General features: G+C 70.2%; 24 protein-coding genes and 1 tRNA gene. 15 read left to right on the top strand and 10 right to left on the bottom strand.

Annotation, left to right across the window (positions count from 1 at the left end; genetic code table 11):
* Positions 1–112: 112 nt before the first annotated feature.
* A complete protein-coding gene (hflC, locus tag HBH26_RS01270) occupies positions 113–991 on the bottom strand; it encodes a protease modulator HflC (protein WP_168132737.1) in 879 nt (292 codons plus the stop codon).
* A complete protein-coding gene (gene hflK / locus HBH26_RS01265) occupies positions 991–2,163 on the bottom strand; it encodes a protease modulator HflK (RefSeq protein WP_168132736.1) in 1,173 nt (390 codons plus the stop codon). Before hflK ends, hflC begins: the two co-directional genes overlap by 1 nt.
* Positions 2,164–2,234: 71 nt before the next feature.
* On the opposite strand from hflK, the gene HBH26_RS01260 reads away from it, so the two are divergent.
* From HBH26_RS01260 to HBH26_RS01245, 4 genes are all read left to right on the top strand, one after another.
* Positions 2,235–3,179 carry an Mrp/NBP35 family ATP-binding protein gene (locus HBH26_RS01260; RefSeq protein WP_168132735.1) on the top strand — a complete coding sequence of 315 codons (945 nt, stop codon included), beginning with the start codon at positions 2,235–2,237 and terminating at the stop codon, positions 3,177–3,179.
* Between the two features lie 67 nt (positions 3,180–3,246).
* Positions 3,247–3,675, top strand: a complete 429-nt coding sequence (locus tag HBH26_RS01255) for a CoA-binding protein (RefSeq protein WP_168132734.1) — start codon at positions 3,247–3,249, stop codon at positions 3,673–3,675.
* Positions 3,676–3,796: 121 nt separating this feature from the next.
* Positions 3,797–5,842 (top strand): malate synthase G, encoded by a 2,046-nt coding sequence (locus tag HBH26_RS01250; RefSeq protein ID WP_168132733.1) that lies wholly within the window; start codon positions 3,797–3,799, stop codon positions 5,840–5,842.
* 84 nt (positions 5,843–5,926) lie between these two features.
* Positions 5,927–7,810 (top strand): gamma-glutamyltransferase family protein, encoded by a 1,884-nt coding sequence (locus HBH26_RS01245; protein ID WP_168132732.1) that lies wholly within the window; start codon positions 5,927–5,929, stop codon positions 7,808–7,810.
* Here HBH26_RS01245 and HBH26_RS01240 read toward each other — a convergent pair.
* A complete protein-coding gene (locus tag HBH26_RS01240; RefSeq protein WP_168132731.1) occupies positions 7,804–8,292 on the bottom strand; it encodes an Lrp/AsnC family transcriptional regulator in 489 nt (162 codons plus the stop codon). The genes HBH26_RS01245 and HBH26_RS01240 overlap by 7 nt on opposite strands.
* A gap of 112 nt (positions 8,293–8,404) precedes the next feature.
* On the opposite strand from HBH26_RS01240, the gene ald reads away from it, so the two are divergent.
* Both ald and HBH26_RS01230 read left to right on the top strand, forming a co-directional pair.
* Positions 8,405–9,490, top strand: a complete 1,086-nt coding sequence (ald, locus tag HBH26_RS01235) for an alanine dehydrogenase (protein WP_168132730.1) — start codon at positions 8,405–8,407, stop codon at positions 9,488–9,490.
* A 148-nt stretch (positions 9,491–9,638) separates the two neighbouring features.
* The gene (locus HBH26_RS01230) at positions 9,639–10,061 is read left to right on the top strand and encodes a YybH family protein (RefSeq protein WP_168132729.1); all 423 of its coding nucleotides are present in this window, start codon (positions 9,639–9,641) and stop codon (positions 10,059–10,061) included.
* Positions 10,062–10,164: 103 nt separating this feature from the next.
* Here HBH26_RS01230 and mfd read toward each other — a convergent pair whose 3' ends face one another.
* Positions 10,165–13,620, bottom strand: coding sequence for a transcription-repair coupling factor (gene mfd, locus HBH26_RS01225; RefSeq protein WP_168132728.1), 3,456 nt, complete (start codon positions 13,618–13,620; stop codon positions 10,165–10,167).
* A gap of 116 nt (positions 13,621–13,736) precedes the next feature.
* Positions 13,737–14,000, bottom strand: a complete 264-nt coding sequence (locus HBH26_RS01220) for an FAD assembly factor SdhE (RefSeq protein WP_168132727.1) — start codon at positions 13,998–14,000, stop codon at positions 13,737–13,739.
* A gap of 71 nt (positions 14,001–14,071) precedes the next feature.
* Here HBH26_RS01220 and recG point away from each other — a divergent pair, with 71 nt between their 5' ends.
* Together recG and HBH26_RS01210 are read left to right on the top strand one after the other, a co-directional pair.
* On the top strand, positions 14,072–16,126 hold the full coding sequence (gene recG, locus HBH26_RS01215; RefSeq protein WP_168132726.1) for an ATP-dependent DNA helicase RecG: 2,055 nt from the start codon (positions 14,072–14,074) through the stop codon (positions 16,124–16,126).
* Between the two features lie 132 nt (positions 16,127–16,258).
* Positions 16,259–16,696 carry a DMT family transporter gene (locus tag HBH26_RS01210; RefSeq protein WP_168132725.1) on the top strand — a complete coding sequence of 146 codons (438 nt, stop codon included), beginning with the start codon at positions 16,259–16,261 and terminating at the stop codon, positions 16,694–16,696.
* Between the two features lie 13 nt (positions 16,697–16,709).
* Here HBH26_RS01210 and HBH26_RS01205 read toward each other — a convergent pair whose 3' ends face one another.
* Together HBH26_RS01205 and HBH26_RS01200 are read right to left on the bottom strand one after the other, a co-directional pair.
* Positions 16,710–16,904, bottom strand: coding sequence for a hypothetical protein (locus HBH26_RS01205; RefSeq protein ID WP_168132724.1), 195 nt, complete (start codon positions 16,902–16,904; stop codon positions 16,710–16,712).
* 1 nt (position 16,905) lies between these two features.
* Entirely contained in the window at positions 16,906–17,061 is a 156-nt protein-coding gene (locus tag HBH26_RS01200; RefSeq protein ID WP_168132723.1) for a hypothetical protein, read from the bottom strand.
* Positions 17,062–17,158: 97 nt separating this feature from the next.
* Between HBH26_RS01200 and HBH26_RS01195 the strand changes: the two genes are divergently transcribed.
* The 7 genes from HBH26_RS01195 to HBH26_RS01165 all read left to right on the top strand — a co-directional run bounded on the left by HBH26_RS01195 (position 17,159) and on the right by HBH26_RS01165 (position 24,294).
* A tRNA-Leu gene (locus HBH26_RS01195) sits at positions 17,159–17,243 on the top strand.
* Between the two features lie 59 nt (positions 17,244–17,302).
* The gene (gene tig, locus HBH26_RS01190; RefSeq protein ID WP_168132722.1) at positions 17,303–18,991 is read left to right on the top strand and encodes a trigger factor; all 1,689 of its coding nucleotides are present in this window, start codon (positions 17,303–17,305) and stop codon (positions 18,989–18,991) included.
* A gap of 227 nt (positions 18,992–19,218) precedes the next feature.
* Entirely contained in the window at positions 19,219–20,229 is a 1,011-nt protein-coding gene (locus HBH26_RS01185; protein ID WP_338057203.1) for a glycosyltransferase family 2 protein, read from the top strand.
* A gap of 98 nt (positions 20,230–20,327) precedes the next feature.
* Positions 20,328–21,017 (top strand): ATP-dependent Clp protease proteolytic subunit, encoded by a 690-nt coding sequence (locus HBH26_RS01180; RefSeq protein WP_168132721.1) that lies wholly within the window; start codon positions 20,328–20,330, stop codon positions 21,015–21,017.
* A gap of 88 nt (positions 21,018–21,105) precedes the next feature.
* On the top strand, positions 21,106–22,374 hold the full coding sequence (clpX, locus tag HBH26_RS01175) for an ATP-dependent Clp protease ATP-binding subunit ClpX (protein WP_168132720.1): 1,269 nt from the start codon (positions 21,106–21,108) through the stop codon (positions 22,372–22,374).
* 211 nt (positions 22,375–22,585) lie between these two features.
* Entirely contained in the window at positions 22,586–23,713 is a 1,128-nt protein-coding gene (locus HBH26_RS01170; protein WP_168132719.1) for a calcium:cation antiporter, read from the top strand.
* Complete coding sequence (locus HBH26_RS01165; protein WP_168132718.1) at positions 23,710–24,294, top strand: N-acetyltransferase; 585 nt, start codon at positions 23,710–23,712, stop codon at positions 24,292–24,294. Before HBH26_RS01170 ends, HBH26_RS01165 begins: the two co-directional genes overlap by 4 nt.
* Before the next feature lie 51 nt (positions 24,295–24,345).
* Here the strand turns inward: HBH26_RS01165 and HBH26_RS01160 are convergent, their stop codons facing one another.
* The 3 genes from HBH26_RS01160 to HBH26_RS01150 are packed head-to-tail and all read right to left on the bottom strand — an operon-like array spanning position 24,346 to position 26,977.
* Positions 24,346–24,606, bottom strand: a complete 261-nt coding sequence (locus tag HBH26_RS01160) for a hypothetical protein (protein WP_168132717.1) — start codon at positions 24,604–24,606, stop codon at positions 24,346–24,348.
* Positions 24,585–26,282: a M1 family metallopeptidase gene (locus HBH26_RS01155; protein ID WP_168132716.1), complete on the bottom strand. Its 1,698-nt coding sequence runs from the start codon at positions 26,280–26,282 to the stop codon at positions 24,585–24,587. The genes HBH26_RS01160 and HBH26_RS01155 overlap by 22 nt, the downstream gene beginning before the upstream one ends.
* Positions 26,279–26,977 (bottom strand): hypothetical protein, encoded by a 699-nt coding sequence (locus HBH26_RS01150; protein ID WP_168132715.1) that lies wholly within the window; start codon positions 26,975–26,977, stop codon positions 26,279–26,281. The genes HBH26_RS01155 and HBH26_RS01150 overlap by 4 nt, the downstream gene beginning before the upstream one ends.
* Positions 26,978–26,989: the final 12 nt, after the last annotated feature.

Here is a 26,989-nt window from a genome sequence, read left to right as displayed (position 1 = left end):
ATCACCCAATCGTCGTCTATAGGGAAGATGGGGCCTTAGTGGCCGTTTCGCGATGAACGGCGATTGAATGTGAACGATCCGTCAGCGCGGCAAAACGACTCGCCGCGCCCGTTCACGGCCGACTGCGCCCTTCGAACTCGCGCAGGTACGCATTGTCGCGGCTCATGATGATGTTCGTCGATCCCTGTGCGGGCCCGTTGCCGTCCGCGCCGAACGTGTGGCGGTAGGACTGCATCGCGCGGTAGAAATCGTAGAAGTCCGCGTCCTTGCTGAAGGCTGCGGCATAGACCTGCGCCGCGCTGGCGTCGGCCTCGGCGCGGACGATCTGCGCCGCCTTCTGCCCCTGCGCGCGGATCGTGTTCGCTTCCTGCTGGCGCGCGGTGCGCATCCGCTGGAGCGCGCTTTCCAGCGGGCTGCCTTCGGGCAGGTCGGCGTGCTTGATCCGCACGTCGACGATCTCCGCGCCATATTGCCGGGCATCGCGCTGCAACGACGCCTGGATGCGGTCCATCACCTGCCCGCGCTCTGGCGAGAGCAGGCTGGCGAACTGCACCTTGCCCAATTCGTTGCGCAATGCGGTGCCCAGCAGCGGGCGCAGCTGGTCGGCGACCCGCTCCTCCGTGCTGGAGGTGCTGCCGGTCGAGGTGATCGCGCGCAGCGGATCGACGATGCGGAAACGCGCGAACGCGTCCACGTTCAGCCGCAGCTGGTCGGTCGAAAGGACCAGCGTGTTGTCGAGGTCCGCGTCCAGCACGCGCTTGTCCACCCAGACGATCTTGTCGACGAAGGGGACGCGCGCGATCACGCCCGCGCCGGTGTTGCCGATCACCTGGCCCGGCTGCCAGCGGTTGACGATGCGGATCGGCTCGTTGAGCCGCAGCACGACCGCCTGCATCGTTTCCGGCACGATGGCGAAGGTGGCGGCGGCGACGATCACGCCTGCCAGCGCGGCGAAGCCGGCCGCGATCGGGCTCCTTGTCCAGGCGGCCATCAGCGCGCTCCCCCCTGCGTCGCAGGCTGGGCGGGCTGCGCCGGCGCCTCCGCGGTCGGCTCGGTCAGGCGCCGCGCGCGGTCCAGCGGCAGCAGCGGGGCGACGCCGGGCGTCTCCACGATCGTCTTGTCGGTCTTGGCCAGCACGGCCTCCATCGTCTCGTAATACATGCGTCGGCGGGTCACCTCGGGCGCCAGGCGGTACTGCTCGTACACCTTGTCGAACGCCGCGGCCTCGCCCTGCGCGCGGGCGATCACCTGCTGCGCGTAGGAGCGCGCATTGTTGAGGTCGCCCACCGCCTGCTGCTGCGCCGCGGTCACGGCGTTGAAATCGTCGATGAGGCTGGCGGGGGCGGCGGCCTGCTTGATCGACACGCCCTGCACGCGCACGCCCGACTGGTAGCTGTCGAGGATCTCCTGCATCCCCTGCGCCACGCGCGCCTCGATCGTGGTGCGGCCCGCGCCGATCGCCTCGTTCAGCGTCGTCGTCGCCAGCACCGCGCGCATCGCGCTCTCCGCGGTGGCGCGGACGGTTTCCTGCGGGTCCTTGATCTCGAAGACGTAGTCGCGCGGGTTCGAGATGCGCCAGCGCACGGTGTAGGCCAGGTCGATGATGTTCTGGTCGCCGGTCAGCACGTTCTCCCCGCCCTCGCGCGGGAATTCGTCGGTGCGCACCTGCTCCACGTCCACCTTGGTCACGCTGACGAACGGGGCGGGCAGCGTCAGGCGGATGCCGGGTTCCAGCTGGCCGGAATAGCGCCCGAAGAAGGTGACGACCCCGCGCTGCTGCGGCCCGATCTGGTGGAACGAGGTGAAGACCACCCAGATCGCGACCAGCACGCCGACGCCGATCAGCCACAGCGCGCGCGGGTTCGCCCCGATCGGCAACTGCGGCCGTCCGCCGCCCGGGCCTCCTGCGCCGCCGCCGTTGGGAATGCGCGCCTTCTTCAGGAACTCGTCCAGCGCGGTCGGCTTCGCGCCCGGCTTGCGCCCGCCGGGTGGCTGCGCCCAGGGGTTGCGCGGGCCCGCGCCCCCGCCGGTGCCGTCCCCGCCCGCTCCATCGCCGTCGCCGCCTCCCCAGGGACCGTTGCTGTTGTCGGCGGCGAGGATGATCGGGCGACCGGTCGATTGACGAAGGATCGGAAGACGGGCCCAACGCGGCAGGATGCTCATGTCCGCCCTTATAGGTACGGCGCGGACGAAAAACAGTGGCAAGCGGCGATTGCGGGCGTATCGCGCGCAACATGCTGGAACAGGAAGTCAGCGCCGCGGTCGCCGCGGTGGCGCAGGGCCGGGCCATCGTGCGGGTCGAGGGCAACAGGATCGGCGTGGTGGTCGACGCCGCCGGGCTGGACGCCACTGCGCGCGACGCGCTGGAGGCGAGCGTGCGGATGGCCGCCGCGGTGCCGGGATACGAGGTGCGTGTGGTGCTGACGGCGGAGCGGCCCGCGCGCCGGCTGGTCGCCGTCGCGAGCGGGAAGGGGGGCGTGGGCAAGTCGACGCTCGCCGCCAACCTGGCCATCGCGCTGGCGCGCGGCGGACGGCGCACCGGCGTGGTCGACGCCGACATCTACGGCCCGTCGCAGCCGCGGCTGCTGGCGGCGGAGGGTACCCGGCCGGAGGCGCGCGACAAGGTGCTGCTGCCGGTCGCGACCCGCTACGGCGTGCCGCTCCTGTCGATGGGGCAGCTGATCGAGCCGGGCAAGGCGATCGCGTGGCGCGGGCCGATGACGGCGGGGGCGCTCGGCCAGCTGGTCGATGCCGACTGGGGGGCCACGGACACGCTGGTGGTCGACCTGCCGCCGGGCACCGGCGACGTGCAGCTGACCATGGTGCAGAAGCATCGTCCCGCCGGCGCGGTGATCGTGTCGACGCCGCAGGACCTGGCGCTGATCGACGCGCGCCGCGCGATCGATCTGTTCGACAAGGCGGGCGTGCCGATCATCGGCCTGGTCGAGAACATGGCCGGCTATGCCTGCCCGCACTGCGGCGAGGTGTCCGACCCGTTCGGCCGCGGCGGCGCGGAGACCGCGGCGGCCGAGGCGGGCATTCCCTTCCTCGGTCGCGTCCCCCTCGACATCGCGATCCGCACCGCGTCGGATGCGGGCGAGCCGCCGGCGGCGATGGAGGACGACCGGGTATTCGCGCCGATCGCGTCGCAGGTCGCGGGGTGGCTGGCCGCCAACTAACCTCCCCGTGCCGGGGAGGATAGGAACGTCGCGCGGGGCGTTTCCTGTTTCAGAAGGAGACGCACCCATGCCGCTGACCGCCGACGCCGACATCAAGGCGCTGCTGGAGGAGACCCGCACCATCGCCCTGGTCGGCATCTCCGACCGGCCCGACCGCCCCTCCTACGGCGTCATGAAGCGGTTGCAGGACCACGGCTATCGCGTGATCCCGGTCAATCCGCAGATCACCGGCGAGCACGTCCACGGCGAGTTCGTGTTCCGCGACCTGTCGCAGATCGGCGAGCCGATCGACCTCGTCGACATCTTCCGCCGCTCCGACGCGGCGGGCGAGGCGGTGGATCAGGCGATCGCGGCGAGGGCCAAGGCGGTGTGGATGCAACTGGGCGTCGTCGACCAGAAAGCCGCCGCCCGCGCCGAGACCGCCGGGCTGAAGGTGGTGATGGATCGCTGCCCCGCGATCGACATCCCCCGGCTGGGCGTGGCGCGGGTCGACTGATCCAATCCTCGCCCCGCCGGACAGGATATTCGATCCTTCAACGATCAACTCTCGTTCCATCTTCTCCTCTACCGCGCGCAGTCGAGGCTGCTACACCGCTCGCGTCCATGGGAGAGAGACATTGATCGACCGCGCCGGCCTGCACGTCGCCTCGCAACTGGCGTCCTTCATCGAGGAACGCGCGCTGCCGGGCACCGGGATCGATCCCGCCGCTTTCTGGTCGGGCGTCGCCGACATCTACGCCCGGTTCGCGCCGGAGAACCGCGCGCTTCTGGCGCGGCGCGACGATCTCCAGGCGCGGATCGACGCCCGCTACGCCGCGGGCGAGCCGGTGGACGAGGCGTTCCTTCGCGCGATCGGCTACCTTGCCGACGAGCCCGCGTCCTTTGAGATCGCGCCCGCCAACGTCGACGACGAGGTCGCGCAAATCGCCGGGCCGCAGCTGGTGGTGCCGATCCTCAACGCGCGCTTCCTGCTGAACGCGGCCAACGCGCGCTGGGGCAGCCTGTACGATGCGCTCTACGGCACCGACGCCATCCCGGGGGAGCGGGTGCCGGGGTACGATCCGGCGCGCGGCGCGCAGGTGATCGCCTGGGCCAAGGCGTTCCTCGACGAGGCGCTGCCGCTTGCCGACGGATCCTGGTCGGAGCTTGCCGGCGCGCCGGTGCTGGCCGATCCGTCGCTGTTCGTCGGGCGCAGCGAGAAGGGGCTACTCTACCGCCACCACGGCCTTCACATCGAGGTGGTGATCGACCGGGACCATCCGATCGGCCGCGACGATCCCGCCGGGATCGCCGACGTCGTGCTGGAAAGCGCGATCACGACGATCTGCGATCTGGAGGATTCGGTCGCCGCCGTCGATGCGGAGGACAAGGTGGCGGCTTATGCCAACTGGCTCGGCCTGATGAAGGGCGACCTTGCCGACACGTTCGAGAAGAGCGGGCGCCGCATGACGCGCACGCTGAATGCCGACCGCGCGTACACCGCGCCGGACGGCCGGCCGTTCACGCTGCCGGGTCGAAGCCTGCTGTTCGTGCGCAACGTCGGCCACCTGATGACCACGCCCGCCGTCCGCCTGCCGGACGGGAGCGAGGCGCCCGAAGGGATCCTCGACGCCGTCGTCACGTCGCTGATCGCCACGCACGACAGGGGTGGCAACAGCCGCGCCGGATCGATCTACATCGTGAAGCCGAAGATGCACGGGCCGGAGGAGGCCGCGTTCACGAACCGCCTGTTCGACGCGGTGGAGGACGTGCTGGGCCTCGCCCGCCACACGATCAAGGTGGGCGTGATGGACGAGGAGCGGCGCACCAGCGCGAACCTGGCCGCATGCATCCACGCGGTGCGAGACCGCGTCGTCTTCATCAACACCGGTTTCCTCGACCGCACCGGCGACGAGATGCACACGGCGATGCGCGCCGGCCCGGTGATCCGCAAGGCGGAGATGAAGGCGTCGGAGTGGATCAGGGCGTACGAGGACCGCAATGTGCAGATCGGACTCGCCTGCGGCTTCGCCCGTCGCGCGCAGATCGGCAAGGGCATGTGGGCGGCGCCCGACATGATGGCCGACATGCTGGAGCAGAAGGTGGCGCATCCGCGGAGCGGCGCCACCACCGCCTGGGTCCCGTCGCCCACCGCCGCGACGCTGCACGCGACGCACTACCACCGCGTCTCCGTCGCCGAGCGCCAGCTCGCGCGCGCCGCGGAGCCGGTCGCGCCGCTGTCCGCGCTGCTGACGGTGCCGGTCGCCACCGGGCGAAACTGGACCGGGGACGAGGTGCGCGAGGAACTGGACAACAACGCTCAGGGCATCCTCGGCTATGTCGTGCGCTGGATCGACCAGGGCGTCGGCTGTTCCAAGGTGCCGGACATCCACGACGTCGGGCTGATGGAGGATCGCGCGACGCTGCGCATCTCCTCGCAGCACATGGCCAACTGGCTGCTCCACGGCGTCGCCACCGAGGCGGAGGTAGACGCCGCTCTCTCACGGATGGCGGCGAAAGTGGACGCGCAGAACGCGGGCGACCCGGCCTATCGAGGGCTGACGCCGGACGGGCTGGCGTACCGGGCGGCGCGCGCTCTGGTGTTCGAGGGGGCGGCTCAGCCGAGCGGCTATACCGAGCCGCTGCTGCACCGCTATCGCGCGGAGGCGAAGGCGCGATCCTAGCGCCCTCTCCCCCGCGGGGGAGAGGGCTATTGTGCCGTGAGTGGCCCCACTCCAAGGTGATGGCTTCCGATCAGGAGCCACCGAATGCGCCGCCGCACCTTCCTCGCCTCGATTCCCGCCGCCGTGCTCGCCGACACCGCGCTCGCGCAGGAGGGCACTCCCGGTTCGCAGGGCGCGCCGGCGGCTGGGCAGGGCGGGGCGCCGCAGCCCAGGGAGCCGCTGCCGACGCGGTGGAAGGTCGGCGAGGACCGCTTCGTCCGGCCCGACGTCGGCCCCGGCGACCGCCCGGTCGGTGCCAGCTTCGCCAGCCGCACCGCGGTCTACGGCCTGTCGGGCGCGGCGGGCAGCGCGCACCCGCTGGCGACGCAGGCGGGGATCGACATCCTGCGCAAGGGCGGCTCCGCCGCGGACGCCGCCATCGCGATCAACGCCTGCCTCGGCCTGCTCGAGCCCACGTCCTGCGGCATCGGCGGCGACGGCTACGCGATGATCTGGGATCCCAAGGCGCGCAAGGTCGTCGGCCTCGCCGGATCGGGCCGCTCGCCGATGGCGCTCGACCTCGCCATGGTGCGTGCGCGGGCGAAGAACGGCGCGCTGCCGGCGCTCGGCGCGCTGCCGGTCTCCGTGCCCGGCGCGGTGGACGCGTGGTGGACGATGCATCGCCGCTACGGCCGGCTTCCCTGGGCGGAGCTGTTCCAGCCCGCCATCGCCTACGCGGAGAACGGCGCGCCGGTGCCCGACATGGTCGCCTATTACATCCGCCGCAGCCTCGCCGCCTTCCGCCGCCCGGGCAACGGGATCGAGGAGACGGCGAACGCGCTGAAGGTGTGGGGCATGGCCGATGGCAAGGGGCCGCTGGCGGGGCAGGTGTTCCGCAACGCGGACCTCGCCCGCACCTATCGCGCCATCGCCGCGGGCGGGCGCGACGCCTTCTACCAGGGCGATATCGCGCGAGCCATCGACCGCTACTTCAAGCGCATCGGCGGCTGGCTGCGCTACGAGGATCTCGCCCGGCATCGCAGCGACTGGGTGGAGCCGAGCGCGACCGACTATCGCGGCGTCACCGTCCACGCGCTGGGCGAGAACACGCAGGGCCTCGCCACGCTGCAGATGCTCAACATGCTGGAGCGGTTCGACCTGCAGGACGCGGGCTTCCAGTCGCCGCTGTCGATCCACCTCCAGGCCGAGGCCAAGCGCCTCGCCTACGAGGATCGCGCGCGCTACTACGCCGATCCCAAGTTCGCGCGCGTGCCGGTGGAGTGGCTGATCTCCAAGGATTACGCCCGCCAGCGTGCGAAGCTGATCCGCACCGACCGGATCAACACGGACGTGCGCCCCGGCCAAGCGCCGAGCCGAGGCGACACCACCTATTACACCGTCGCGGACAAGGACGGGCTGATGGTCAGCTTCATCCAGTCGAACTTCCGCGGCATGGGCTCGGGCCTGGTCGCCGACGGGCCGGATGGGCGCACGCTGGGCTTCATGTTCCAGGATCGCGGGCAGCTGTTCAGCCTGAAGGACGGCCATCCCAACGTCTACGCGCCGGGCAAGCGTCCGTTTCAGACGATCATCCCCGGCTTCGCCACCAGGGGGCGCGATCCGTGGATGAGCTTCGGCGTGATGGGCGGCGACATGCAGCCGCAGGGGCAGACGCAGATCATCGTCAACCGCGTCGACTACGGGCTGGAGATCCAGTCCGCCGGCGATTCGCCGCGCTGGCACCACGAAGGATCGTCGCAGTCGATGGGCGAGGACAGCGCGGGCCTCGGCCCCACCGGGCTGCTCCGGCTGGAGACCGGCGTTCCGGCGGCGACGAAGGCGGCGCTCGCCGACATGGGCTGGCGCATCGGCGAGCCCGACGGCGGCTTCGGCCGCTACCAGTGCGTCGAGCACCGCATGGACGGCGCCACCCGCGTGTATGCGGCGGCAAGCGAGATGCGCGCCGACGGGCTGGCGCTCGCCTATTGAGGTGTCAGCACGCCGCCGGGCAGCCGCGGCGCCACCACCTCGCGCAGGACGAAGCCGGATTCCATCCGCGTCACGCCGGGCAACAGCGACAGTTCCTCCCGGTGGACCTCGGCGAAATGCGACAGGTCGCGAGTGCGCACCGTGACGAGATAGTCGTCGGTCCCGCTCATCAGGTCGCAGCGCACGACCGAGGGGCTGGCGATCACCGCCGCCTCGAACGCCTCCAGCACCTCCTTGCGCTGGCTTTCGAGCGCCATCTTGATATGGACCGTCGTCGCGTAGCCGAGCGTCGGCAGGTCCAGCCGAGCCTCGTAGCCCGCGATCACGCCGCGCTCCTCCAGCAGCTTCTGCCGTCGCGCGATCGCCGTGGCGGATCGCCCGATCGCGTCCGCCAGCGCGAAGCTGGTGGCGCGCGCATTGGCGACCAGCAGCGCGAGAAGCCGGCGGTCAATCCGATCGATCGTTGTCGTTTCCTGCGTCATCGCCGGGGAAATTAGCGGAAGCGATCGTGACGCGGCAAGGACGCGCGCCTCTTCGCCGGGAAACGGCGTGGACGACGGGGTATAAGGAGGCAAAGGATCAGGAGAGACGATCATGCGCGTCGGCGTGCCGAAGGAAATCAAGAACCACGAATATCGCGTCGGCCTGACGCCGGGCGCGGTGCGCGAATATGTCGCACGCGGTCACGAGGTCATCGTCGAGACGAGCGCCGGTGCGGGCATCGCCGCCGATGACGCCGCCTACACCGCCGCGGGCGCGCGGATCGTCGACACCGCGGCGGAGGTGTTCGCCACCGCCGACATGGTGGTGAAGGTGAAGGAGCCGCAGCCGGGCGAGTGGGCGCAGCTGCGCGCCGACCAGATCCTGTTCACCTACCTTCACCTGGCGCCCGATCCCGAGCAGGCGAAGGGGCTGATGGCGTCGGGCGTCACCGCCGTCGCCTATGAGACGGTGGTCGACCGCAACGGCCACCTGCCGCTGCTGGCGCCGATGAGCGAGGTCGCGGGGCGGCTGTCGATCGAGGCGGCGGGGACGGCGCTCAAGGCATATAACGGCGGGCGCGGCGTGCTGCTGGGCGGCGTGCCGGGCGTGCAGCCGGCGCGAATCGTGGTGCTGGGCGGCGGCGTCGTCGGCACGCACGCGGCGCGCATGGCGGTCGGCCTGGGTTCGGAGGTGACGATCATCGACCGGTCGATCCCGCGGCTGCGCGAGCTGGACGAGCTGTTCCAGGGGCGAGTGCGAACCCGCGTCTCCACGCTCGAATCGATCGAGCAGGAGATCGCCGAAGCCGATGCGGTGATCGGCGCGGTGCTGATCCCCGGCGCGTCGGCGCCCAAGCTGGTGACGCGAGCGATGCTGAGCCACATGAAGCCGCGCAGCGTGCTGGTCGACGTCGCCATCGACCAGGGCGGGTGCTTCGAGACCAGCCACGCGACCACGCACGCCGAGCCGACCTACGAGGTCGACGGCGTGATCCATTATTGCGTGGCGAACATGCCCGGCGCGGTGCCGCTGACGTCCAGCCACGCGCTGAACAATGCGACCCTGCCCTACGGTCTGGCGCTCGCCGACAGGGGCGTGGCCGCGATCGACGCCGATCCGGGCCTGAAGGAAGGCTTGAACGTGAAGGGCGGCCGCATCGTCAGCCAGGTGGTGGCGGACGCTTTGGGCTTCAGCTGAGCGTCCCATCATGCCGGGCCCTTCGACGCCGCCGGCGGCGTCGCTCAGGACAGGCTTGTCCCGGCATCCACCGAGGCGCACAGTCGCCGGCCTCCGCTGACGCGGCACGGTGGACCCCGGGACAAGCCCGGTGTGACGAGGGGATGTGATGAAGTCGATGCTCTTGCCGGTGCTGGTGATCGCCGCGCCCGCCGCCGCGCAGACCACGCCGCAAGCGCAGATCACGGCGGCCATGAACGACAGCGCGGCGGCGTGGAACCGCGGCGACCTGAAGGGCTTCATGGCGCTCTACGCCGAGGATGCCTTGTTCGCCGCGGGCGACAAGCTGAAGCGCGACTCCAGGGAGATCGCCGCGGGCTACGCACCCTCCTTCGTCTCCGGCGGCAACAAGCGCGGGAGGCTGGGGTTCGAGATGCTGGCGTGGCGCACGCTCAGCCCCGTCCACCAGCTGCTGGTCGCGCGCTACGTGCTGACGCCCGCCGACGGCACGGCGCCGCAGAGCGGGCTGACGACGCTGCTGTTCGAGCGGCGCAAGGCCGGCTGGCGGATCATTTCCGACCATAGCAGCTGACTGTCACCCTCGCCCTTCCGGCACTTCGCGCCTGCCTCCCTCTTCCGACAGGAGAGGGAAGGGCTCGCGCGGTGAAGCCGGGCGGGAAGGGTGAGGGCGAGACTCACCCGGCCGCCTTGGCCAGTCCCTTCGACAATTGCAGCGCGCCGTGGAGCCGTGCCTGCGGGTCGGCCCAATTGCGCGTCAGTGCCAGCTTCGAATCCGGCCGCAGCTTCGCGATGTCGCCCAGCTTCGCGACATAGGCCATCAGCGCCTCGACGTTCGGCGGCCGGTCGTCGTGGAAGGCGACCAGCGCGCCCTTGGGTCCCACGTCCAATTTCGCCACGCACGCCTTCTTCGCGTTCAGCTTGATCTCCATGACCTTCACGAGATTGTCGGTCGCCACCGGCAGCGGGCCGAAGCGGTCGATCATCTCCGCCGCGAACGCCTCCAGCCCGCGCACCTCGTCCACCTCGTTCAGGCGGCGGTAGAGGCCCATGCGCAGGTCGAGGTCGGGCACATAGTCGTCGGGGATCAGGATCGGCGCGTCGACGCTGATCTGAGGGCTGAAATCGCGCTGGCGCTCGCGCAGGCCGCCCGCCTTCGCCTCCAAAATCGCCTCCTCCAGCATCGACTGGTAGAGTTCGTAGCCGACCTCCTTGATGTGTCCCGACTGCTCGTCGCCCAGCAGATTGCCCGCGCCGCGGATGTCGAGGTCGTGGCTGGCGAGCTGGAATCCGGCGCCGAGCGAATCGAGGTCGGACAGCACCTTCAGCCGCTTCTCCGCCGCATCGGTCATCTGCCGCTCGGGCGGCGCGACGAGGTAGGCGTAGGCGCGCGTCTTCGACCGGCCGACGCGCCCGCGCAGCTGGTAGAGCTGTGCCAGGCCGAAGCGGTCGGCGCGGTTGACGATCATCGTGTTCGCCGACGCGATGTCGATCCCGCTCTCGATGATCGACGTGGAGACCAGCACCTCGAACTTCTTGTCGTAGAAGGCGCTCATCCGCTCCTCCACCTCGGTCGGCGTCATCTGCCCGTGCGCGACGACGTAGCGGATCTCCGGCACCTCGCGGCGCAGATAGTCCTCGATATCGGGCAGGTCGGCGATGCGCGGGGTGACGAGGAAGGACTGCCCGCCGCGGTAATGTTCGCGCAGCAACGCCTCGCGCAGCACCACCGGATCCCACGGCATCACGTAGGTGCGCACCGCCAGGCGATCGACCGGCGGGGTCTGGATGACGGACAGCTCGCGCAGGCCGCTCATCGCCATCTGCAAGGTGCGCGGGATCGGCGTGGCGGTCAGCGTCAGCATGTGGACGTCGCTGCGCAGCGCCTTCAGCCGCTCCTTGTGCGTCACGCCGAAGCGCTGCTCCTCGTCGACGATGACGAGGCCGAGCCGCTTGAACTCGATGCCCTTGGCCAGCAGTGCGTGGGTGCCGACGACGACGTCGATCGACCCGTCCGCCAGGCCTTCCTTCACCTTCCGCGATTCGGCCGCGGTCACCAGACGCGACAGGCGACCGATTTCGATCGGAAACCCTTCGAACCGCGCGGAGAAATTCATGTGGTGCTGCCGCGCGAGCAGCGTCGTCGGGCAGATGACGGCCACCTGCATCCCCGCCATCGCCGCGACGAACGCGGCGCGCAACGCCACCTCGGTCTTGCCGAAGCCGACGTCGCCGACGATCAGCCGGTCCATCGGCTTGCCGGCGGAAAGGTCCGCCAGCACGTCCTCGATCGCGCGGTCCTGGTCGTCGGTCTCCTCGTAGGGGAAGCGGTCGACGAAGGCGGGATAGCCCGCGCTGTCGGGCTCCGCCACTTCGCCGGGGCGAAGCGCGCGCTCCGCCGCGGTCGCGATCAGCTCACCCGCGATCTCGCGGATGCGCTCCTTCATGTTCGACTTGCGCCGCTGCCAGGCCTCACCGCCGAGTCGATCGAGGCTCGCGCCTTCCTCGCCCGATCCGTAGCGGGAGAGGACCTCCAGGTTCTCGACCGGCACGTACAATTTGTCGCCGCCGGCATATTCCAGCTGGACGCAATCGTGGGGCGCCTTGGCGACCGGCACCTGCGTCAGCCCGACGTAGCGGCCGATGCCATGGTCGGTGTGGACGACGAGGTCGCCGGGCGAGAGCGTCGCCAGTTCGGCGAGAAAGGCGTCGGCGGACTTGCGCCGCTTCGCCCGCCGGATCAGCCGGTCGCCCAGCATGTCCTGCTCGGTAAGGACGGCGACGCCCGGCGCGGTGAAGCCGTGGTCGAGCCCCACGACGGTCAGCGCCACGCCCCGCTCGGCGGCGCCCAGCGCCTCCTGCCATGTCTCCGCCGGCCGCGCGCCGGTGAGTCCGTGATCCTCCAGCAGATTCTTCAGTCGCTCGCGCGCGCCGATCGAATAGCTGGCGAGGACGGGCTTACGGCCCTCCTTCTTCAGCTTCGCGACGTGTGCGACCACCGCCTCGTAGACGTTGGCCTGGTTCGCCCGCTCCGGCGCGAAGTCGCGCGGGCCGTCGACCTGGAAGTCGAGCACCGTCGTCGTTTCGGGCTCGTGGAAGGGGGTGATAAGGTGCGCGGGCTGATCCGCGATCGCGCGCTTCCACTCCTCCTCGTCGAGGTACAGCGTCTTCGCCGGCAGCGCGCGATAGCTGCCCGGCTCCGCGGCCTCGGCGCGCTTCCTGTTCTCGTAATAGTCGGCGACCGCCTCCAGCCTGGCCTCCGCGGCCTGCGGCGAGCCCGAGTCGCGCACGATCACGGCGTCGTCGCCCAGATGGTCGAACAGCGTCGCCAGCTTTTCCTCGAACAGCGGCAGCCAATGCTCCATGCCGGCCAGCCGCCGCCCGTCGCTGACCGCCTGGTACAGGGGGTCCCCGGTGGCCGTCGCGCCGAACTTCTCGCGATAGCGGGTGCGGAACCGCTTCACGCTGTCCTCGTCCAGCAGCGCCTCCGATGCGGGCAGCAGCACGAACCGCTCGACTCGTCCCGTGGTGCGCTGGTCGGCGGGATCGAAGGTGCGGACGCTCTCGATCTCGTCGCCGAAGAAGTCGAGTCGCAGCGCCTGATCCTCGCCGCTGGGGAACAGGTCGACGATGCCGCCGCGCACCGCATATTCGCCCTGATCGTGGACGGTATCGGTGCGGACGTAGCCGTTCGCCTGGAGCAAAGCGGCGAGCCGGTCGCGCCCGATGCGCTCGCCGGGCTTCAGCGTGGCGACCAGCTGGCGGATGCGGAACGGCGTCAGCGTGCGCTGCGTGGCGGCGTTGACGGTGGTGAGCACCAATTGGGCGCTGCCGGGCTTCTGCTGGAGCCGGTGCAGCGCGCCGATCCGCTCCGCCATGACTCGCAAGGTGGGACTGGCGCGGTCGTAGGGCAGGCAGTCCCACGCGGGCAGCTGCACCACCTCCAGCTCGGGCGCGAAATACGGGGCGGTGGCGGCGATGCTGCGCATCTGCGCCTCGTCCGACGCGACGAACACCGCGCGCAGCGGTGCCGCGCGCGCGAGATCGGCGAGCAGCGACGGCAGGAATCCTGCGGGCACACCGGCGAGCGTCAGCGGAACGGTGGCGGTGAGGATGGTCTTGAGGTCGGGCATGGGGGCCTAGGGAAGAACCGTCGCCCCGGACTTGTTCCGGGGGTCAAGGGTGCCGCGGGAGCGGACAGGATGGATCGAGCGGCAGGCTGGATGCCGGGACGGGCCCGGCATGACGGTCAGGGCACCTTCACGAAATCGAGCGCGCGCATCTGCCGCATCATCGGCCCGTCCCATTCCGCCGGGCAGGGGATGGAGCCGATCGCCCAGCCCATGATGTCGACGTCCTGCTCCTCGAGCAGCGCCTCGAACCAGTCGAGCTGATCCGCGTTCCACCGCGCGCCATGGGCGTCGAAGAAGCCGCCGATCATCAGGTCGGCCTCGCGCGTGCCGCGGTGCCAGGCGCGGAAACGCAGGCGCTTCAGGCGGATGTCGTGGTCCATGGGGCTCCAATGGCAAGCGGCCGGCCGCCTTTCGGCGGTCGGCTGAAACGGTTAGTGGGGGCAAGATAGTCATGAGACCCGATATCCTCAATCCGCTGTTCGCCGAGGTGACGGCACTGAAGGGCGTCGGGCCGACGCTGGCCAAGCCGCTGGAGCGGCTGGGCATCGCGCGCGTCGTCGATCTGCTGTTCCACCTGCCGTCGGGCTGGGTCGACCGCTGGCCGCGCGAGGAGCTGATGCAGGCGGACGTCGGTCGTACCATCGCGATCACGCTGACGCCGACCGACCATCGCGGCGGAAGTTCCCCACGCGCACCGACCCGCGTCATCGCCGCCGACGCGCACGGCAATGCGGTGACGCTGGTCTTCTTCGGCCGCTCGTCCGGCTTCGCGCGCAAGCAGCTGCCGCTGGGAGAGCCGCGCCGGGTGTCGGGCAAGCTCGACCAATACGGCCAGGACCTGCAGATCGTGCATCCGGAGATCGGCGGGGAGGAGGGTGACTTCCAGGAACGCGAGGCGATCTACCCGCTGTCCGAGGGCATTACGTCGCGCCGCCTCGCCGCGCTGGTCGCCCAGGCGCTCGCCCGCGCGCCCGAGCTGCCGGAGTGGATCGAGCCGTCGCTGAAGGAGCGGCACCAATGGCCAGCGTGGCGCGAGGCGCTCCACCGCCTCCACGCCGATCCCGCCGACTCCGTGGCGCGCGACCGGCTCGCCTATGACGAGGTGTTCGCCAACCAGCTCGCGCTCAGCCTGGTTCGCGCCGACACGCGCAAGCGGCGCGGGCGTGCGCTGAAGGGCGACGGGCGGCTTCGCGACCTGCTGACGCTGCCCTACACGCTCACCGGCGCGCAGGCGCGTAGCGTGGCGGAGATCGAAGGCGATCTGGCGCAGGAGGCGCCGATGCTGCGCCTGCTGCAGGGCGACGTCGGATCGGGCAAGACGCTGGTCGCGGCGATGGCCTTGCTGATCGCGATCGAGGCGGGCGCGCAGGCGGCGTTGCTGGCGCCGACCGAGATCCTGGCACGCCAGCACTACGAGACGCTGCGCCGGACGCTCGCCCGCCTGCCGGTCGAGATCGCGGTGCTGACCGGGCGCGACAAGGGCCGCGCGCGCGAGGCCACGCTGATGGGCCTCGCCGACGGCAGCATCCACCTGCTGGTCGGCACGCACGCGATCTTCCAGGAGGCGGTCGGCTACCGGGACCTCGGTCTCGTCGTCGTCGACGAACAGCACCGGTTCGGCGTCGCCGAGCGGATGCTGCTTCAGGCCAAGGGGCGCACCCCGCCCCACGTGCTGGCGATGACGGCGACGCCGATCCCGCGTACGCTGACGCTGGCGATCCACGGCGAGATGGACCAGAGCCGGCTGGACGAGATGCCGCCCGGGCGCGAGCCGATCGAGACCCGCGTGGTCAGCGAGGAGCGGGTGGACGAGGTGGTCGACGCGCTCGGGCGCCACCTGTCCGAAGGCAAGCAGGCCTATTGGGTCTGCCCGCTGGTCGAGGAGAGCGAGACGAGCGACCTGCAAGCCGCGGAGGCGCGCGCCGCGGCGCTGGAGGCGCGCTTCGCCGGCCGCGTCGGCGTGGTCCACGGCCGGATGCGCCCGCAGGAGAAGGACGCGGTGATGGCGCGCTTCTCCGCCGGCGAACTGGGCGTACTGGTGGCGACCACGGTGATCGAGGTCGGCGTCGATGTGCCCAACGCCACGCTGATCGTGATCGAGCATGCCGATCGCTTCGGCCTGGCGCAGCTCCACCAGCTGCGCGGCCGGGTGGGGCGGGGCGGGGGGCATTCGGTCTGCCTGCTGCTGCGTGGGCGGGCGCTCAGCGAGACCAGCCGCGCGCGCCTCGCGCTGATGCGCGAGACCAACGACGGCTTTCGCATCGCGGAAGAGGACCTGCGGTTGCGCGGCGCGGGCGAATTGCTCGGCACGCGCCAGTCGGGCGAGGCGGCGTTCCGTCTCGCCTCCGCGGAGCAGCTGGCGACGCTGCTGCCGGTCGCCAGCGACGACACCCGCCTGCTGATCGACCGCGACGGCGGGCTGGAAGGCGCGAGGGGACAGGCGGCGAGGAACGCGCTCTACCTGTTCGAGCGCGACGCCGGGGTGGCGCTGCTGCGGTCCGGCTGAGGCATCATCGTCATGCCGGGCTTGTCCCGGCATCCAGGGTCATGCAGGTCCCCGCCAGCGGCTCTGGATCCCGGGACGAGCCCGGGATGACGATCGTCCGAACGCCGCTTTTCGCAACGACAAGGCGCTCCCATGCCCCAGCTCCTCCCCATCCTCGCCGTTTTGATCGCCGGCCTCGGCGTCGCGGTCCAGCCGCCGACCAACGCCGCGCTGGCGAAAGCCTCCGGGTCGGTGTGGCTGGCCGCGCTGGTGTCGTTCGCGGTCGGCACGCTGGTGCTGCTGGTCGTCTGGGCGGTGGACCGCACCCCTTTGTCCGAGCTGAAGGGCGCGCCGTGGTGGGCGTGGTTCGGCGGCCTCTATGGTGCCGCCTTCGTCGCGGCACTGGCGTTCGCGACGCCGCGGCTGGGGCTGGCTGCGACGCTGACGATGGCGATCGGCGCCCAGGTCGTGACCGCGCTTTTGCTCGATCGCTTCGGCTGGCTCGGGTTGCAGCAGCAGCCGATCAGCTGGGGGCGCCTCGGCGGCGTGGCGCTGGTGCTGATCGGCGTGCTGCTGGTGCGGCGGGGGTGATCCGGACCGCGCGCTATTGCTGCGTCAGGTCCTGGTTCTTCACCTCGCCGCCGGTGCCGCTGTTCCCGTCGAACTCGCCGGGATCGGTGAAGCGCGCCGGTTCCTCGCCGCCTTCGCCGCGCTTCAGCGCATCGCTGCGCGCCTCCACCGCCTGCTCGATGTCGCTGCGGTCGTCGTCCTTTCCGGGGACTTGCCGGTCCTGTGCCATCTCAGATGCTCGGGTTCGCGGGCGCGGGGTCGCCCGCCGGGCTGCCGGGGGCGGGCACGTCGATGTCCGGACCGGGCGGCGTAATCTCCGGCGGAGGGGTGTCGGGCTGCCCCGGCTGGGTCGGCTGGGGGTTCTCCGGGGGGGGTACGCTGGCCATGGTCGGCATCTCCTTCACCCGCGTCAACGCCCGCCTTCGCACCGGGTTGCCGGATGCGCGACGGACGTATAGAGCGCCGCGACCGGCGGTGTCCCATGCGGGCGTGGCGGAACTGGTAGACGCAGCAGGTTTAGGTCCTGCCATCGCAAGATGTGGGGGTTCGAGTCCCTTCGCCCGCACCAGTCCCCGTGCTTCGAGCGGGGGCCACCAACACACAGATTCTTCAGACGAAAGCGGCCAGATGCAGACTGTCGAGACGTTGAACGAGGGCCTGAAGCGCGCCTACACGCTGACCATCCCCGCGGGGGAGATCGAGGCGCGGGTCGATGCCGAGCTGAAGCGCGTGGCGCCGCAGATGAAGATGCCCGGCTTCCGCCCCGGCAAGGTCCCGGCGAACCTCGTCCGCAAGATGCATGGCCCGGCGCTGCACCAGGACGCGCTCAACAACTCGATCCAGCAGGGCGTGCAGTCGCTCTTGGCCGAGCAGCAGCTGCGCCCGGCGATCCAGCCGTCGGTCGAGCTGGCCGAGGGCTACGAGCCCGGCAAGGACGCCGAGCTGACGGTCTCGCTGGAGGTGCTGCCCCAGGTGCCGACCCCCGCAATCGAGGGGCTGAAGCTGGAGCGCCTGACGGTGCCCGTCGCCGACGAGGCGGTTGCCGAGCAGCTCCAGAAGTTCGCCGATGCGCAGAAGCGCTTTGAGGACGCGGGCGACAAGGCCGCCGAGCAGGGCGACCAGGTGACCGTCGACTTCGTCGGCAAGACGATGGACGGCGTCGCCTTCGAGGGCGGCACCGGCGAGGACATGGCGATCGAGATCGGCGCGGGTCGCCTGATCCCCGGCTTCGAGGACCAGGTGGTCGGCGCGAAGGCGGGCGAGGAGCGCCAGATCAAGGTGACGTTCCCGGCCGATTACCCGGCCAAGGAGCTCGCCGGTCAGGACGCCACCTTCGACCTGACCATCAAGTCGGTGAAGGTCGCCGGCGAGAGCGTGATCGACGACGAGCTGGCGAAGAACCTGGGCCTCGAGTCCCTCGATCAGCTGAAGGAGCTGCTGAAGGGCCAGCTGGAGCAGCAGAACAACGGCCTGACGCGCACCTACATGAAGCGCAAGCTGCTCGACCAGCTGGCCGCCGGGCACGATTTCGAGGTGCCACCGTCGATGGTCGAGGCGGAGTTCGACCAGATCTGGCACCAGCTCCAGCACGAGGCGACGCACGAGCCCGATCCGGAGGCGGCGATCGCCGAGATGGAGAGCGAGCGCGACGATTACCGCAAGATCGCCGAGCGCCGCGTGCGGCTCGGCCTGCTGCTCAGCGAGATCGGCCAGGCCAACGGCGTGGAGGTGAGCCAGCAGGAGATGAGCCGCCTCATCATGCAGGCCGCGCAGCAATATCCGCAGGAGCAGCGCCAGCAGTTCATGCAGTACGTCCAGTCCGAGCCGATGGCTGCCGCGCAACTGCGCGCGCCGCTGTATGAGGACAAGGTCGTCGACTTCCTGTTCGAGAAGGCCGAGATCACCGACCGCGAGACCACGCGCGAGGAGCTGGAGGCCGCGATCGAGAGCGAGGACGGTTTCGCCACCGGCACGCACCACCACGACCACGACAACCACAAGCCCAAGCAGAAGAAGGCGGCCGCGAAGAAGGCCGACGCGGGCGAGGGTGATGCGGAGGCCAAGCCGGCGAAGAAGCCTGCCGCGAAGAAGAAGGCGGCGGCCGACGAGCCGGCGGCCGACGCGCCTGCCGCCGATGCTCCGGCCGACCAGGTCGCCCCGGCCAAGAAGCCACGGGCGAAGAAGGCCGCCCCGGTCGAGGCGGAGACGACCAACGTGACCAGCGACCCTGCCGCGGCGGAAGCCGCCGAGGGCGCGGGAGCCGCAGACGCCCCCGCGAAGAAGCCGCGCGCGAAGAAGAAGGCCGCCGAGGCCTAAGACGATCCCGGCAGTCCGTCACCCCGGCCTCGTGCCGGGGTGCAGGGTTGCGCGAACCGGCAGGCAGTTGGTGCGCGGCGCCCCTGATGCCGGGACAGACCCGGCATGACGGGAGAAATTTAACCCGCCCGCCTTACCATCGCCGTTCGCGCTGAGCTTGTCTAAGCGTCGTTCTTCTTCGTAAGGGAAGGGCCGGGCTTGGACAGGCCCAGCCCGAACGGGATCACGTGACGCCGATCGCCTCCACCCAGCCCACCATCGCGGTCCTGCTCCCCTGCTATAACGAGGAAGCGGCGATCGCGCGGACTGTGGCGGATTTCCGCGCTGCGCTGCCGGGTGCGACGGTCTACGTCTACGACAACAACAGCCGCGACCGAACCGTGGAAGTGGCGCGCGCCGCGGGCGCGGTCGTCCGGACCGAGCGGATCCAGGGCAAGGGCGCGGTGGTGCGGCGGATGTTCGCCGACGTGGACGCCGACGTCTACGTGATGGCCGATGGCGACGCGACCTACGATGCCGCCTCCGCCCCGCGCCTCGTGGCCGCGCTGCTGGACGAGCAACTCGACATGGTCGTCGGCAGCCGTATCGGCGAGGCGGCCGCCGCCTATCGCCGCGGCCATCGGCTGGGCAACGCGTTGCTGACGGGCATGCTCGCCCGGCTGTTCGGCCGCACCTTCACCGACATCCTGTCCGGCTATCGCGTGTTCTCGCGCCGCTTCGTGAAAAGCTTTCCCGTCCTGTCCGTCGGGTTCGAGATCGAAACGGAGATCAGCGTCCACGCGCTCGAACTGAAGATGCCGGTGGCCGAGGTGGAGACACCCTATTTCGAGCGGCCCGACGGCTCCGCGTCGAAGCTCAGCACCTGGCGCGACGGCTGGCGCATCCTGCGCACGATCGCGATGCTCTACCGGATCGAGCGTCCCTTGTGGTTCTTCGGCGCCGTCGGCGCCGCGCTGGCGCTGCTGGCGCTGGTGCTCGCCATCCCGCTGGCGCTCACCTACGCGCAGACCGGGCTGGTTCCGCGCTTCCCCACCGCCATCCTCGTCACCGGGCTCATGATCCTCGCCGCGCTGTGCGCCTTCGCCGGCCTCATCCTCGACACGGTCGTGCGCGGCCGACGCGAAGTGCGGCGGTTGGCCTATCTGGCGCATCGGGCGCCCGGCGCCGCTGTCCTACACGGCGCGGGAGGCGTAGAGGTGCCGATGGCGGGCAGGGTGCGGATGGAAGTGGACGAATGACGCGCGATGCGGTCATGTTCGTCAACTTCGGCCGCCCTTGAAGTCGCCGCGTTCCCGCGCGACATAGGTCGCCTCATCAGGGTATAAGAGAGTTTCCCATGCACAATCCGTTCGACACCGGCGATTTCGCGGGCAAGCTGGCGAGCGCCGGGCTCGGCCTTCAGCAGACGCAGGCGGGCCTCGTGCCGATCGTGATCGAGCAGTCGAACCGCGGCGAGCGCAGCTTCGACATCTTCTCCCGCCTGCTGCGCGAGCGCATCGTCTTCGTGACCGGTGGGGTGGAGGACGGCATGGCCAGCCTCATCACCGCGCAGCTGCTGTTCCTTGAATCGGAGAACCCGAAGAAGGACATCTTCATGTATATCAACTCGCCGGGCGGCGTTGTGACGGCGGGCATGGCGATCCACGACACGATGCAATATATCCGTCCGCGCGTCGGTACGGTGTGCATCGGCCAGGCGGCGTCGATGGGCAGCTTCCTCCTCGCCAGCGGAGAGCCGGGGATGCGCGTGGCGCTGACCAACGCGCGGATCATGATCCACCAGCCGTCGGGTGGCGCGCAGGGCATGGCCAGCGACATCGAGATCCAGGCGAAGGAGATCCTGCGCATCCGGCAGCGGATGAACGAGCTCTATGCCAAGTACACCGGCCAGCCGATCGAGGAGATCGAGCGGCGCATGGACCGCGACACGTTCCTCTCCTCCGAAGAGGCGCGCGCCTTCGGCCTGATCGACGAGGTCTTCGACAAGCGGCCGGCGCCCGCCGACGAGGTGGCCGCGGCGGCCTGAACGTTAACAGGATTGCCGTTATGTGGCGGGCCGGGCTACCATGCCCGGCCAACCAGGCGCGGATGATCCGCGTGGAAGGACTGATTGAATGACGAAGCTGAGCGGTGGCGACTCGAAGAGCACCCTCTATTGCTCGTTCTGCGGCAAGTCGCAGCACGAGGTGCGCAAGCTGATCGCGGGCCCCACCGTCTTCATCTGCGACGAGTGCGTGGAGCTGTGCAACGACATCATCCGCGAGGAGACGAAGTCCGCGCTGGTGTCGAAGAAGGACGGTGGCGTGCCCACCCCGCAGGAGATCTGCGACGTCCTCGACGATTACGTCATCGGGCAGAAGCAGGCCAAGCGCGTGCTGTCCGTCGCGGTGCACAACCACTACAAGCGGCTGAACCACGGCGCCAAGGGCGCGGACGTGGAACTGGCCAAGTCGAACATCCTGCTGGTCGGCCCCACCGGCTGCGGCAAGACGCTGCTGGCGCAGACGCTGGCGCGCATCCTCGACGTGCCCTTCACCATGGCCGACGCGACGACGCTGACCGAGGCGGGTTACGTCGGCGAGGACGTGGAAAACATCATCCTCAAGCTGCTCCAGGCCTCCGACTACAATGTCGAGCGGGCGCAGCGCGGCATCGTCTACATCGACGAGATCGACAAGATCAGCCGCAAGGCGGAGAATCCGTCGATCACCCGCGACGTGTCGGGCGAGGGCGTGCAGCAGGCGCTGCTGAAGCTGATGGAGGGCACCACCGCCTCCGTCCCGCCGCAGGGCGGGCGCAAGCATCCGCAGCAGGAGTTCCTGCAGGTCGACACGACCAACATCCTGTTCATTTGCGGCGGCGCTTTCAGCGGGCTGGAGAAGATCATCGGCGACCGGTTGCAGGGCAAGTCGATCGGTTTCGGCGCCTATGTCGCCTCGCCGGAGGAGCGTCGGACGGGCGAGATGCTGCGCCAGACCGAGCCGGAGGATCTGCTGAAATTCGGCCTGATTCCGGAGTTCGTCGGCCGCCTGCCGGTCATCGCCACGCTGGAGGACCTCGACATCCCGGCGCTGGTGAAGATCCTCAGCGAGCCGAAGAACGCCTTGGTGAAGCAGTACCAGAAGCTGTTCGAGATGGAGGAGGTGAAGCTGGGCTTCACCGACGACGCGCTGACGACGGTGGCGAAGAAGGCGATCGAGCGAAAGACGGGCGCGCGCGGTCTGCGCTCCATCCTGGAGGGCATTCTGCTCGACACCATGTTCGACCTGCCCGGCATGGATTCGGTCGACGAGGTGATGATCGACAAGGACGTGGTGGACGGCCGCAAGGAGCCGATCCGCGTCTATGCCGACAAGAAGAAGGCGACCGAGGACGCCGCCTGAAACGCAGGCGTGCGATCGCTCGAAGGTGCTGTTCTCCCGGGAAGGCGGGAGTCCAGGGTAACGGAGGATAGCGCCCGTGGCCCTGGGCTCCCGCCTTCGCGGGAGCACCCATGGTCCGTATCCTGACCGACCCACTGTCACCTGCAGCGATCACACATTTCGTAACGCGAGCGTCACGGACCCATGCGGCGTCTCACGCATTGGTCGGGTGATGGCCGATGTGACCGACAAGCTGCCGACCCCCGCCGCCAAGCGCGCGCTGCTGCACAAGCTGGCGCTGCCGTGGTGGACGATCCTGTTTCCCGCCCTCGGCCTCGTCGCGATCGCGATCTCGCTCTACAGCTTCGGTACGGCGGGGACGGTGCTGGCGACGGCGGTGCTGATCGGCGCGGTGCTGGCGGCGGTGCACCACGCGGAGGTGGTGGCGCATCGCGTCGGCGAGCCGTTCGGCACCCTGGTGCTCGCCGTCGCGGTGACGGTGATCGAGGTGTCGCTGATCGTCAGCCTGATGCTGTCGGACGCGGGCGACGCCTCCGCCCTGGCGCGCGATACCGTGTTCGCCGCGATCATGATTATCCTCAACGGCATCGTCGGCCTGTGCCTGATGGCGGGCGGGCTGCGCCATGGAGAGCAGCGCTTCACGCTGCGCGGCGTCAGCGCGGCGCTGGCGGTGCTGACCGCAATGGCGGTGCTGAGCCTGGTGTTGCCCAATTACGTCTCCAGCGCCCCCGGACCCACCTACGCGCCGACGCAACTGGTCTTCGTCGCCGTCGTGTCGCTGTTCCTCTACCTGATGTTCGTGCTGGTGCAGACGGTGCGCCATCGCGAATATTTCCTGCCCGACGAGGACCTGCCCGAGGACGCCCATGCGGAGCGGCCCAGTAATCCCACCACCTACGCCTCGCTGGCACTGCTGCTGATCGCGCTCGTCGGCGTCGTGATGCTGGCCAAGGGGCTGTCGGCGACGGTGGAGACGGCGATCCTGAACGCCGGCCTGCCGCTCGCGATCGTGGGCGTGGTCATCGCCGCGCTGGTGCTCGCGCCGGAGAGCCTGGCGGCCTATCGCGCGGCGAAGCGCAACCGGTTGCAGACCAGCCTCAACCTGGCGCTCGGCTCCGCTCTGGCGACGATCGGCCTCACCATCCCCTCCGTCGCGATCGTCAGCCTGCTGCTGGACCTGCCGCTGGCATTGGGCATCGGGCCGAAATCGATCACGCTGCTGATCCTGTCGCTGTTCACGATCACGCTGTCGCTGGGCACCGGGCGAACGACGATCCTGGGCGGGGCGGTGCACCTGGTGATCTTCGCCGCCTATCTGTTCATCACCGTCGTGCCGTGACGCCGGTACGTGCGGCGGGCCTGCGCGACCGTGCGGCGGTGGCGGCGATGCTGGCCCGCGCGTTCCGCGACGATCCGGCGATGTCCTTCATCTATCCCGACCCGCGCGTCCGCGCCGCGCGCCTGCCGCCGCTGTTCGCGCTGCTGTTCGACGAGGATGCGGACGGGATGCGGTGGGTGACGGCGGGCGGAGAAGCCGCCACGCTGTGGCAGGCGCCCGGCGCATCGCACCGGCCGGGTATCGGGCGGATGCTGATGAAGGCATGGCCGATGTGGCGCGCGCTGGGTACCGCGGCTCCGCGTGCGCTCGCCGTCGCGGAGGCGATCGCCTCCCACATGCCGGCCGGCGATCACTGGTACCTCCACGTCGCCGGATGCGATCCGGCGGCGCAGGGGCACGGCCATGGCGGTCGCGCGATCCGCGCGGGGCTCGCCGCGACCAGCGGCTCGCCCGTCTATCTCGAGACCGCGACGGAGGCGAACCTGGGCCTCTATCGCGCGCTGGGGTTCGCAGTGGCGAGCGAGTGGGACGTGCCCGGCGGCGGCCCGCACTTCTGGTCCATGGTGCGCGCGGCGGCGTGAGGGGGACCGTTCGACTTCACTCAGGACGAACGGGCAGGGAAGAGTGATCGGCTATCGCCGCCGCAGCGCCGCCGCCAGCGCCAGGCCGGCGGCGAGCTGCGCGGCGCCATAGCCGCGCCGCCAGCCCGGCCGGTCCGCGAACGGCCGCACCAGCGCGTCCACCGCCGCGACGGGCGTGCGCCACAGGGCGACGTGCCGCACCGGCTGGAGCAGCCCCAGCACGCCGTCGCCGATCATGAACACCGCCGCCATCTCGCCCGCGCGTTTCCAGCCGAGCGCCACGCCACCGTCTACTTCGCCTGCCTGCGCCATGCCTGCATTTCCTCCACCGCGATCGAGCGCTTCAACACCCGGGCGGCGGGATCGATCACGACGTGCGCGTCGCGTGGCAGCGAAAGGGTGCCACGGCCGTCGTCCATCGCGACGCGCTGCACCGCGCCGTTCACCTCCACCTCGATCGGCATGGCGAACGCCTCGCCCTTGCCGGTCTGCCACATCAGCGTCAGCCGGTCGGCGGTCAGCTCGGTCGCCAGTTCGGGCAGGGCGGCGCGGCGGAGGTAGGCGTCGAAGAACCACGCGAGGTCGCGGCCGCTCTCCTCCGCCACGATCCGCTCGAACTCGCGCGTGCTGCCGTAGCGCGGGGTGACGTTGCCCGGCTTCGGATCGGGGCGGCCGTACACCAGCCGCCGCACCGCGCGGAAGAACGCGTCGTCGCCGATCAGCCAGCGCAGCGTGTGGAGCGTCCACGATCCCTTGTAGTAGATGTCGGTGCCCGCGCCGCCCCTGGCCGGCTCGTACACCTCCTCCTCGGTCAGCACGCGGTCGCGCACGATCGGCGCGAGGTTGGCGATGGCGTTGCGTTGCGCCTCCAGCATCACCGCGTAGCGGGCCTCGCCCTCGCGCCAGCGGCCGTAGAGCGGCTGCATGTAGCTCGCGAAGCCTTCGTGCAGCCAGTAATCGTCCCAGTTCGCGGCGGTCAGCTGATTGGCGAACCATTCGTGCGCGAACTCGTGGTGGAACAGCCAGTCGAAGCCCTCGGCCTTCTTCTCGTAGCCGTTGCCGTAGGCGTTGATCGTCTGGTGCTCCATGCCCTTGTGCGGGGTCTCGACCACGCCCACCTTCTCGTCGCCGAAGGGATAGGGGCCGATGGTGCGCTCGAAGAAGTCGAGCGTCGGCGCGAACTCGGCGAACAGTCCCTCGGCCTTCGCCTTCGCGCCGGTTCCGGGGACGTACCAATAGTGCAGCGGGATCGTGTTGCCGTAGCGGCTGCGATAGGTGCCGCTGACCTCCTCGTACGGCCCGACGTTGATCGCGATGGCGTAGGTGTTGGGCTGGCGCGCGCGCCAGTGCCAGACCGTGCGCCCGTCGGGCAGCGTGTCGACACCCAGCAGCTTGCCGTTCGACGGCGCTTTCAGCCCCTTGGCGACTGTAATGTGCAGCAGCGCCTCGTCCGGCTCGCCGGAGGGGAAGTCGAGGCAGGGCCACAGGATGTCGCAGCCATAGCCCTCGGTGGTGCTGGCGTACCACGAGCGACCGTCCGCGGTCCGCGACCAGACCATGCCGTCGTCCCACGGCGCGTTCAGCGCGACGTGCGGCGTGCCGTCGTAGGTGATCGCCACCGCCGCGCGCGCGCCCTTCGCCAGCGGGTGCGCGACGACGAGCCGCCCGTCCGGCCGCTCGAATCGCGCCGGGCGTCCGTCCACCGTCACCGCGCGCACGATGAAGTTCGCGTCGAGATCGAGCATGATCCGCGGCACCGCCGCTCTCGCCTCGAAGGTGAGCACCGCCTTGCCGGCGAGCCGTCGCCGCGCCGGATCGGGCTCGAACGACAGCTCCGCCCGGCGGAAGCCGAGCGCCGCCTGTTCCGCAGGCCGCTCGCCGCCGGAGATCTGCGTCTGCGCGCTGATCGGAGGCTGACCCTTCTCCGGCAGCTTGACCGGCAGCGTCACCGTCTGCGCCGATGCGAGGGCGAGAAGGAGGGGGATCATGCGAGCTCCACGTCGAAGGTGTCGATGACGAGGGTGAAGTAGCGGCGCCCGTCCTGCCGCATTGCCAGCCGCCGCGGCCAGACGAGGCCACGCGTCACCGACCAGGCGTCCAGCCCCACCTGCTCGCGGATCGTGCGTGCCGCCTCGCCGGGATCGCTCACCGTCATCTCCGCAGCGACCACCCGCCCGTCCGCGCTCAGCCGCAGCCGCGCGGGCGGGAAGCCGGGGCGGGTGGAGAGGAGCATCGCGGCGGCGGGTTGCAGCGCCCCCTTCAGCAGCAGGTGGCCGTAGAGGCCGAACTGCTGCCGCTCGTGCGCCGCCTGCGCCGGCGGCATCGGCTGGCGCGCTCCCTCCCTCAGCACGAAGGCGGCGTCGGGCTCGATCTCCATCGTCCGCGCGCTCGCGCGGCCCTGCGCCTTGACCCAGCTGACGGACCGTGCGCGCGAGAAGGGCTCCACCCGCGTCTCCACACGCAGCACCAGCGTGCGCCCCGGCATCGCGAGCTCCGCTTCTCCGGTCCAGCGGATCGCGCGGACGCGGTCGATCAGCGCCCGCCCGCCGATCGCCCGCTCCGCACGCGCGACCGTGCCCTCGCCGCCGCGCGGCCGGATCGGGACGGCCGCCAGCCCGGCGATCGCGGTTCGGCGATTGATGGCGGGGCCGCGCGCACCATATACGGTAGGAAGGGCGCTCACCGGAGGCCCGCC

Origin of the sequence: Sphingomonas corticis (assembly GCF_012035195.1) — a bacterium.
Taxonomy (GTDB): Bacteria; Pseudomonadota; Alphaproteobacteria; order Sphingomonadales; family Sphingomonadaceae; genus Sphingomonas; species Sphingomonas corticis.
This window is presented reverse-complemented; position numbering and strand designations above follow the sequence as displayed.

Excerpts from the sequence above, each read along its gene's own strand:
- hflC (WP_168132737.1), bottom strand. The coding sequence starts at position 991 with ATGGCCGCCTGGACAAGGAGCCCGATCGCGGCCGGCTTCGCCGCGCTG.
- hflK (WP_168132736.1), bottom strand. The coding sequence starts at position 2,163 with ATGAGCATCCTGCCGCGTTGGGCCCGTCTTCCGATCCTTCGTCAATCG.
- HBH26_RS01260 (WP_168132735.1), top strand. The coding sequence starts at position 2,235 with ATGCTGGAACAGGAAGTCAGCGCCGCGGTCGCCGCGGTGGCGCAGGGC.
- HBH26_RS01255 (WP_168132734.1), top strand. The coding sequence starts at position 3,247 with ATGCCGCTGACCGCCGACGCCGACATCAAGGCGCTGCTGGAGGAGACC.
- HBH26_RS01245 (WP_168132732.1), top strand. The coding sequence starts at position 5,927 with ATGCGCCGCCGCACCTTCCTCGCCTCGATTCCCGCCGCCGTGCTCGCC.
- HBH26_RS01240 (WP_168132731.1), bottom strand. The coding sequence starts at position 8,292 with ATGACGCAGGAAACGACAACGATCGATCGGATTGACCGCCGGCTTCTC.
- ald (WP_168132730.1), top strand. The coding sequence starts at position 8,405 with ATGCGCGTCGGCGTGCCGAAGGAAATCAAGAACCACGAATATCGCGTC.
- HBH26_RS01230 (WP_168132729.1), top strand. The coding sequence starts at position 9,639 with ATGAAGTCGATGCTCTTGCCGGTGCTGGTGATCGCCGCGCCCGCCGCC.
- mfd (WP_168132728.1), bottom strand. The coding sequence starts at position 13,620 with ATGCCCGACCTCAAGACCATCCTCACCGCCACCGTTCCGCTGACGCTC.
- HBH26_RS01220 (WP_168132727.1), bottom strand. The coding sequence starts at position 14,000 with ATGGACCACGACATCCGCCTGAAGCGCCTGCGTTTCCGCGCCTGGCAC.
- recG (WP_168132726.1), top strand. The coding sequence starts at position 14,072 with ATGAGACCCGATATCCTCAATCCGCTGTTCGCCGAGGTGACGGCACTG.
- HBH26_RS01210 (WP_168132725.1), top strand. The coding sequence starts at position 16,259 with ATGCCCCAGCTCCTCCCCATCCTCGCCGTTTTGATCGCCGGCCTCGGC.
- HBH26_RS01205 (WP_168132724.1), bottom strand. The coding sequence starts at position 16,904 with ATGGCACAGGACCGGCAAGTCCCCGGAAAGGACGACGACCGCAGCGAC.
- HBH26_RS01200 (WP_168132723.1), bottom strand. The coding sequence starts at position 17,061 with ATGGCCAGCGTACCCCCCCCGGAGAACCCCCAGCCGACCCAGCCGGGG.
- tig (WP_168132722.1), top strand. The coding sequence starts at position 17,303 with ATGCAGACTGTCGAGACGTTGAACGAGGGCCTGAAGCGCGCCTACACG.
- HBH26_RS01180 (WP_168132721.1), top strand. The coding sequence starts at position 20,328 with ATGCACAATCCGTTCGACACCGGCGATTTCGCGGGCAAGCTGGCGAGC.
- clpX (WP_168132720.1), top strand. The coding sequence starts at position 21,106 with ATGACGAAGCTGAGCGGTGGCGACTCGAAGAGCACCCTCTATTGCTCG.
- HBH26_RS01170 (WP_168132719.1), top strand. The coding sequence starts at position 22,586 with ATGGCCGATGTGACCGACAAGCTGCCGACCCCCGCCGCCAAGCGCGCG.
- HBH26_RS01160 (WP_168132717.1), bottom strand. The coding sequence starts at position 24,606 with ATGGCGCAGGCAGGCGAAGTAGACGGTGGCGTGGCGCTCGGCTGGAAA.
- HBH26_RS01155 (WP_168132716.1), bottom strand. The coding sequence starts at position 26,282 with ATGATCCCCCTCCTTCTCGCCCTCGCATCGGCGCAGACGGTGACGCTG.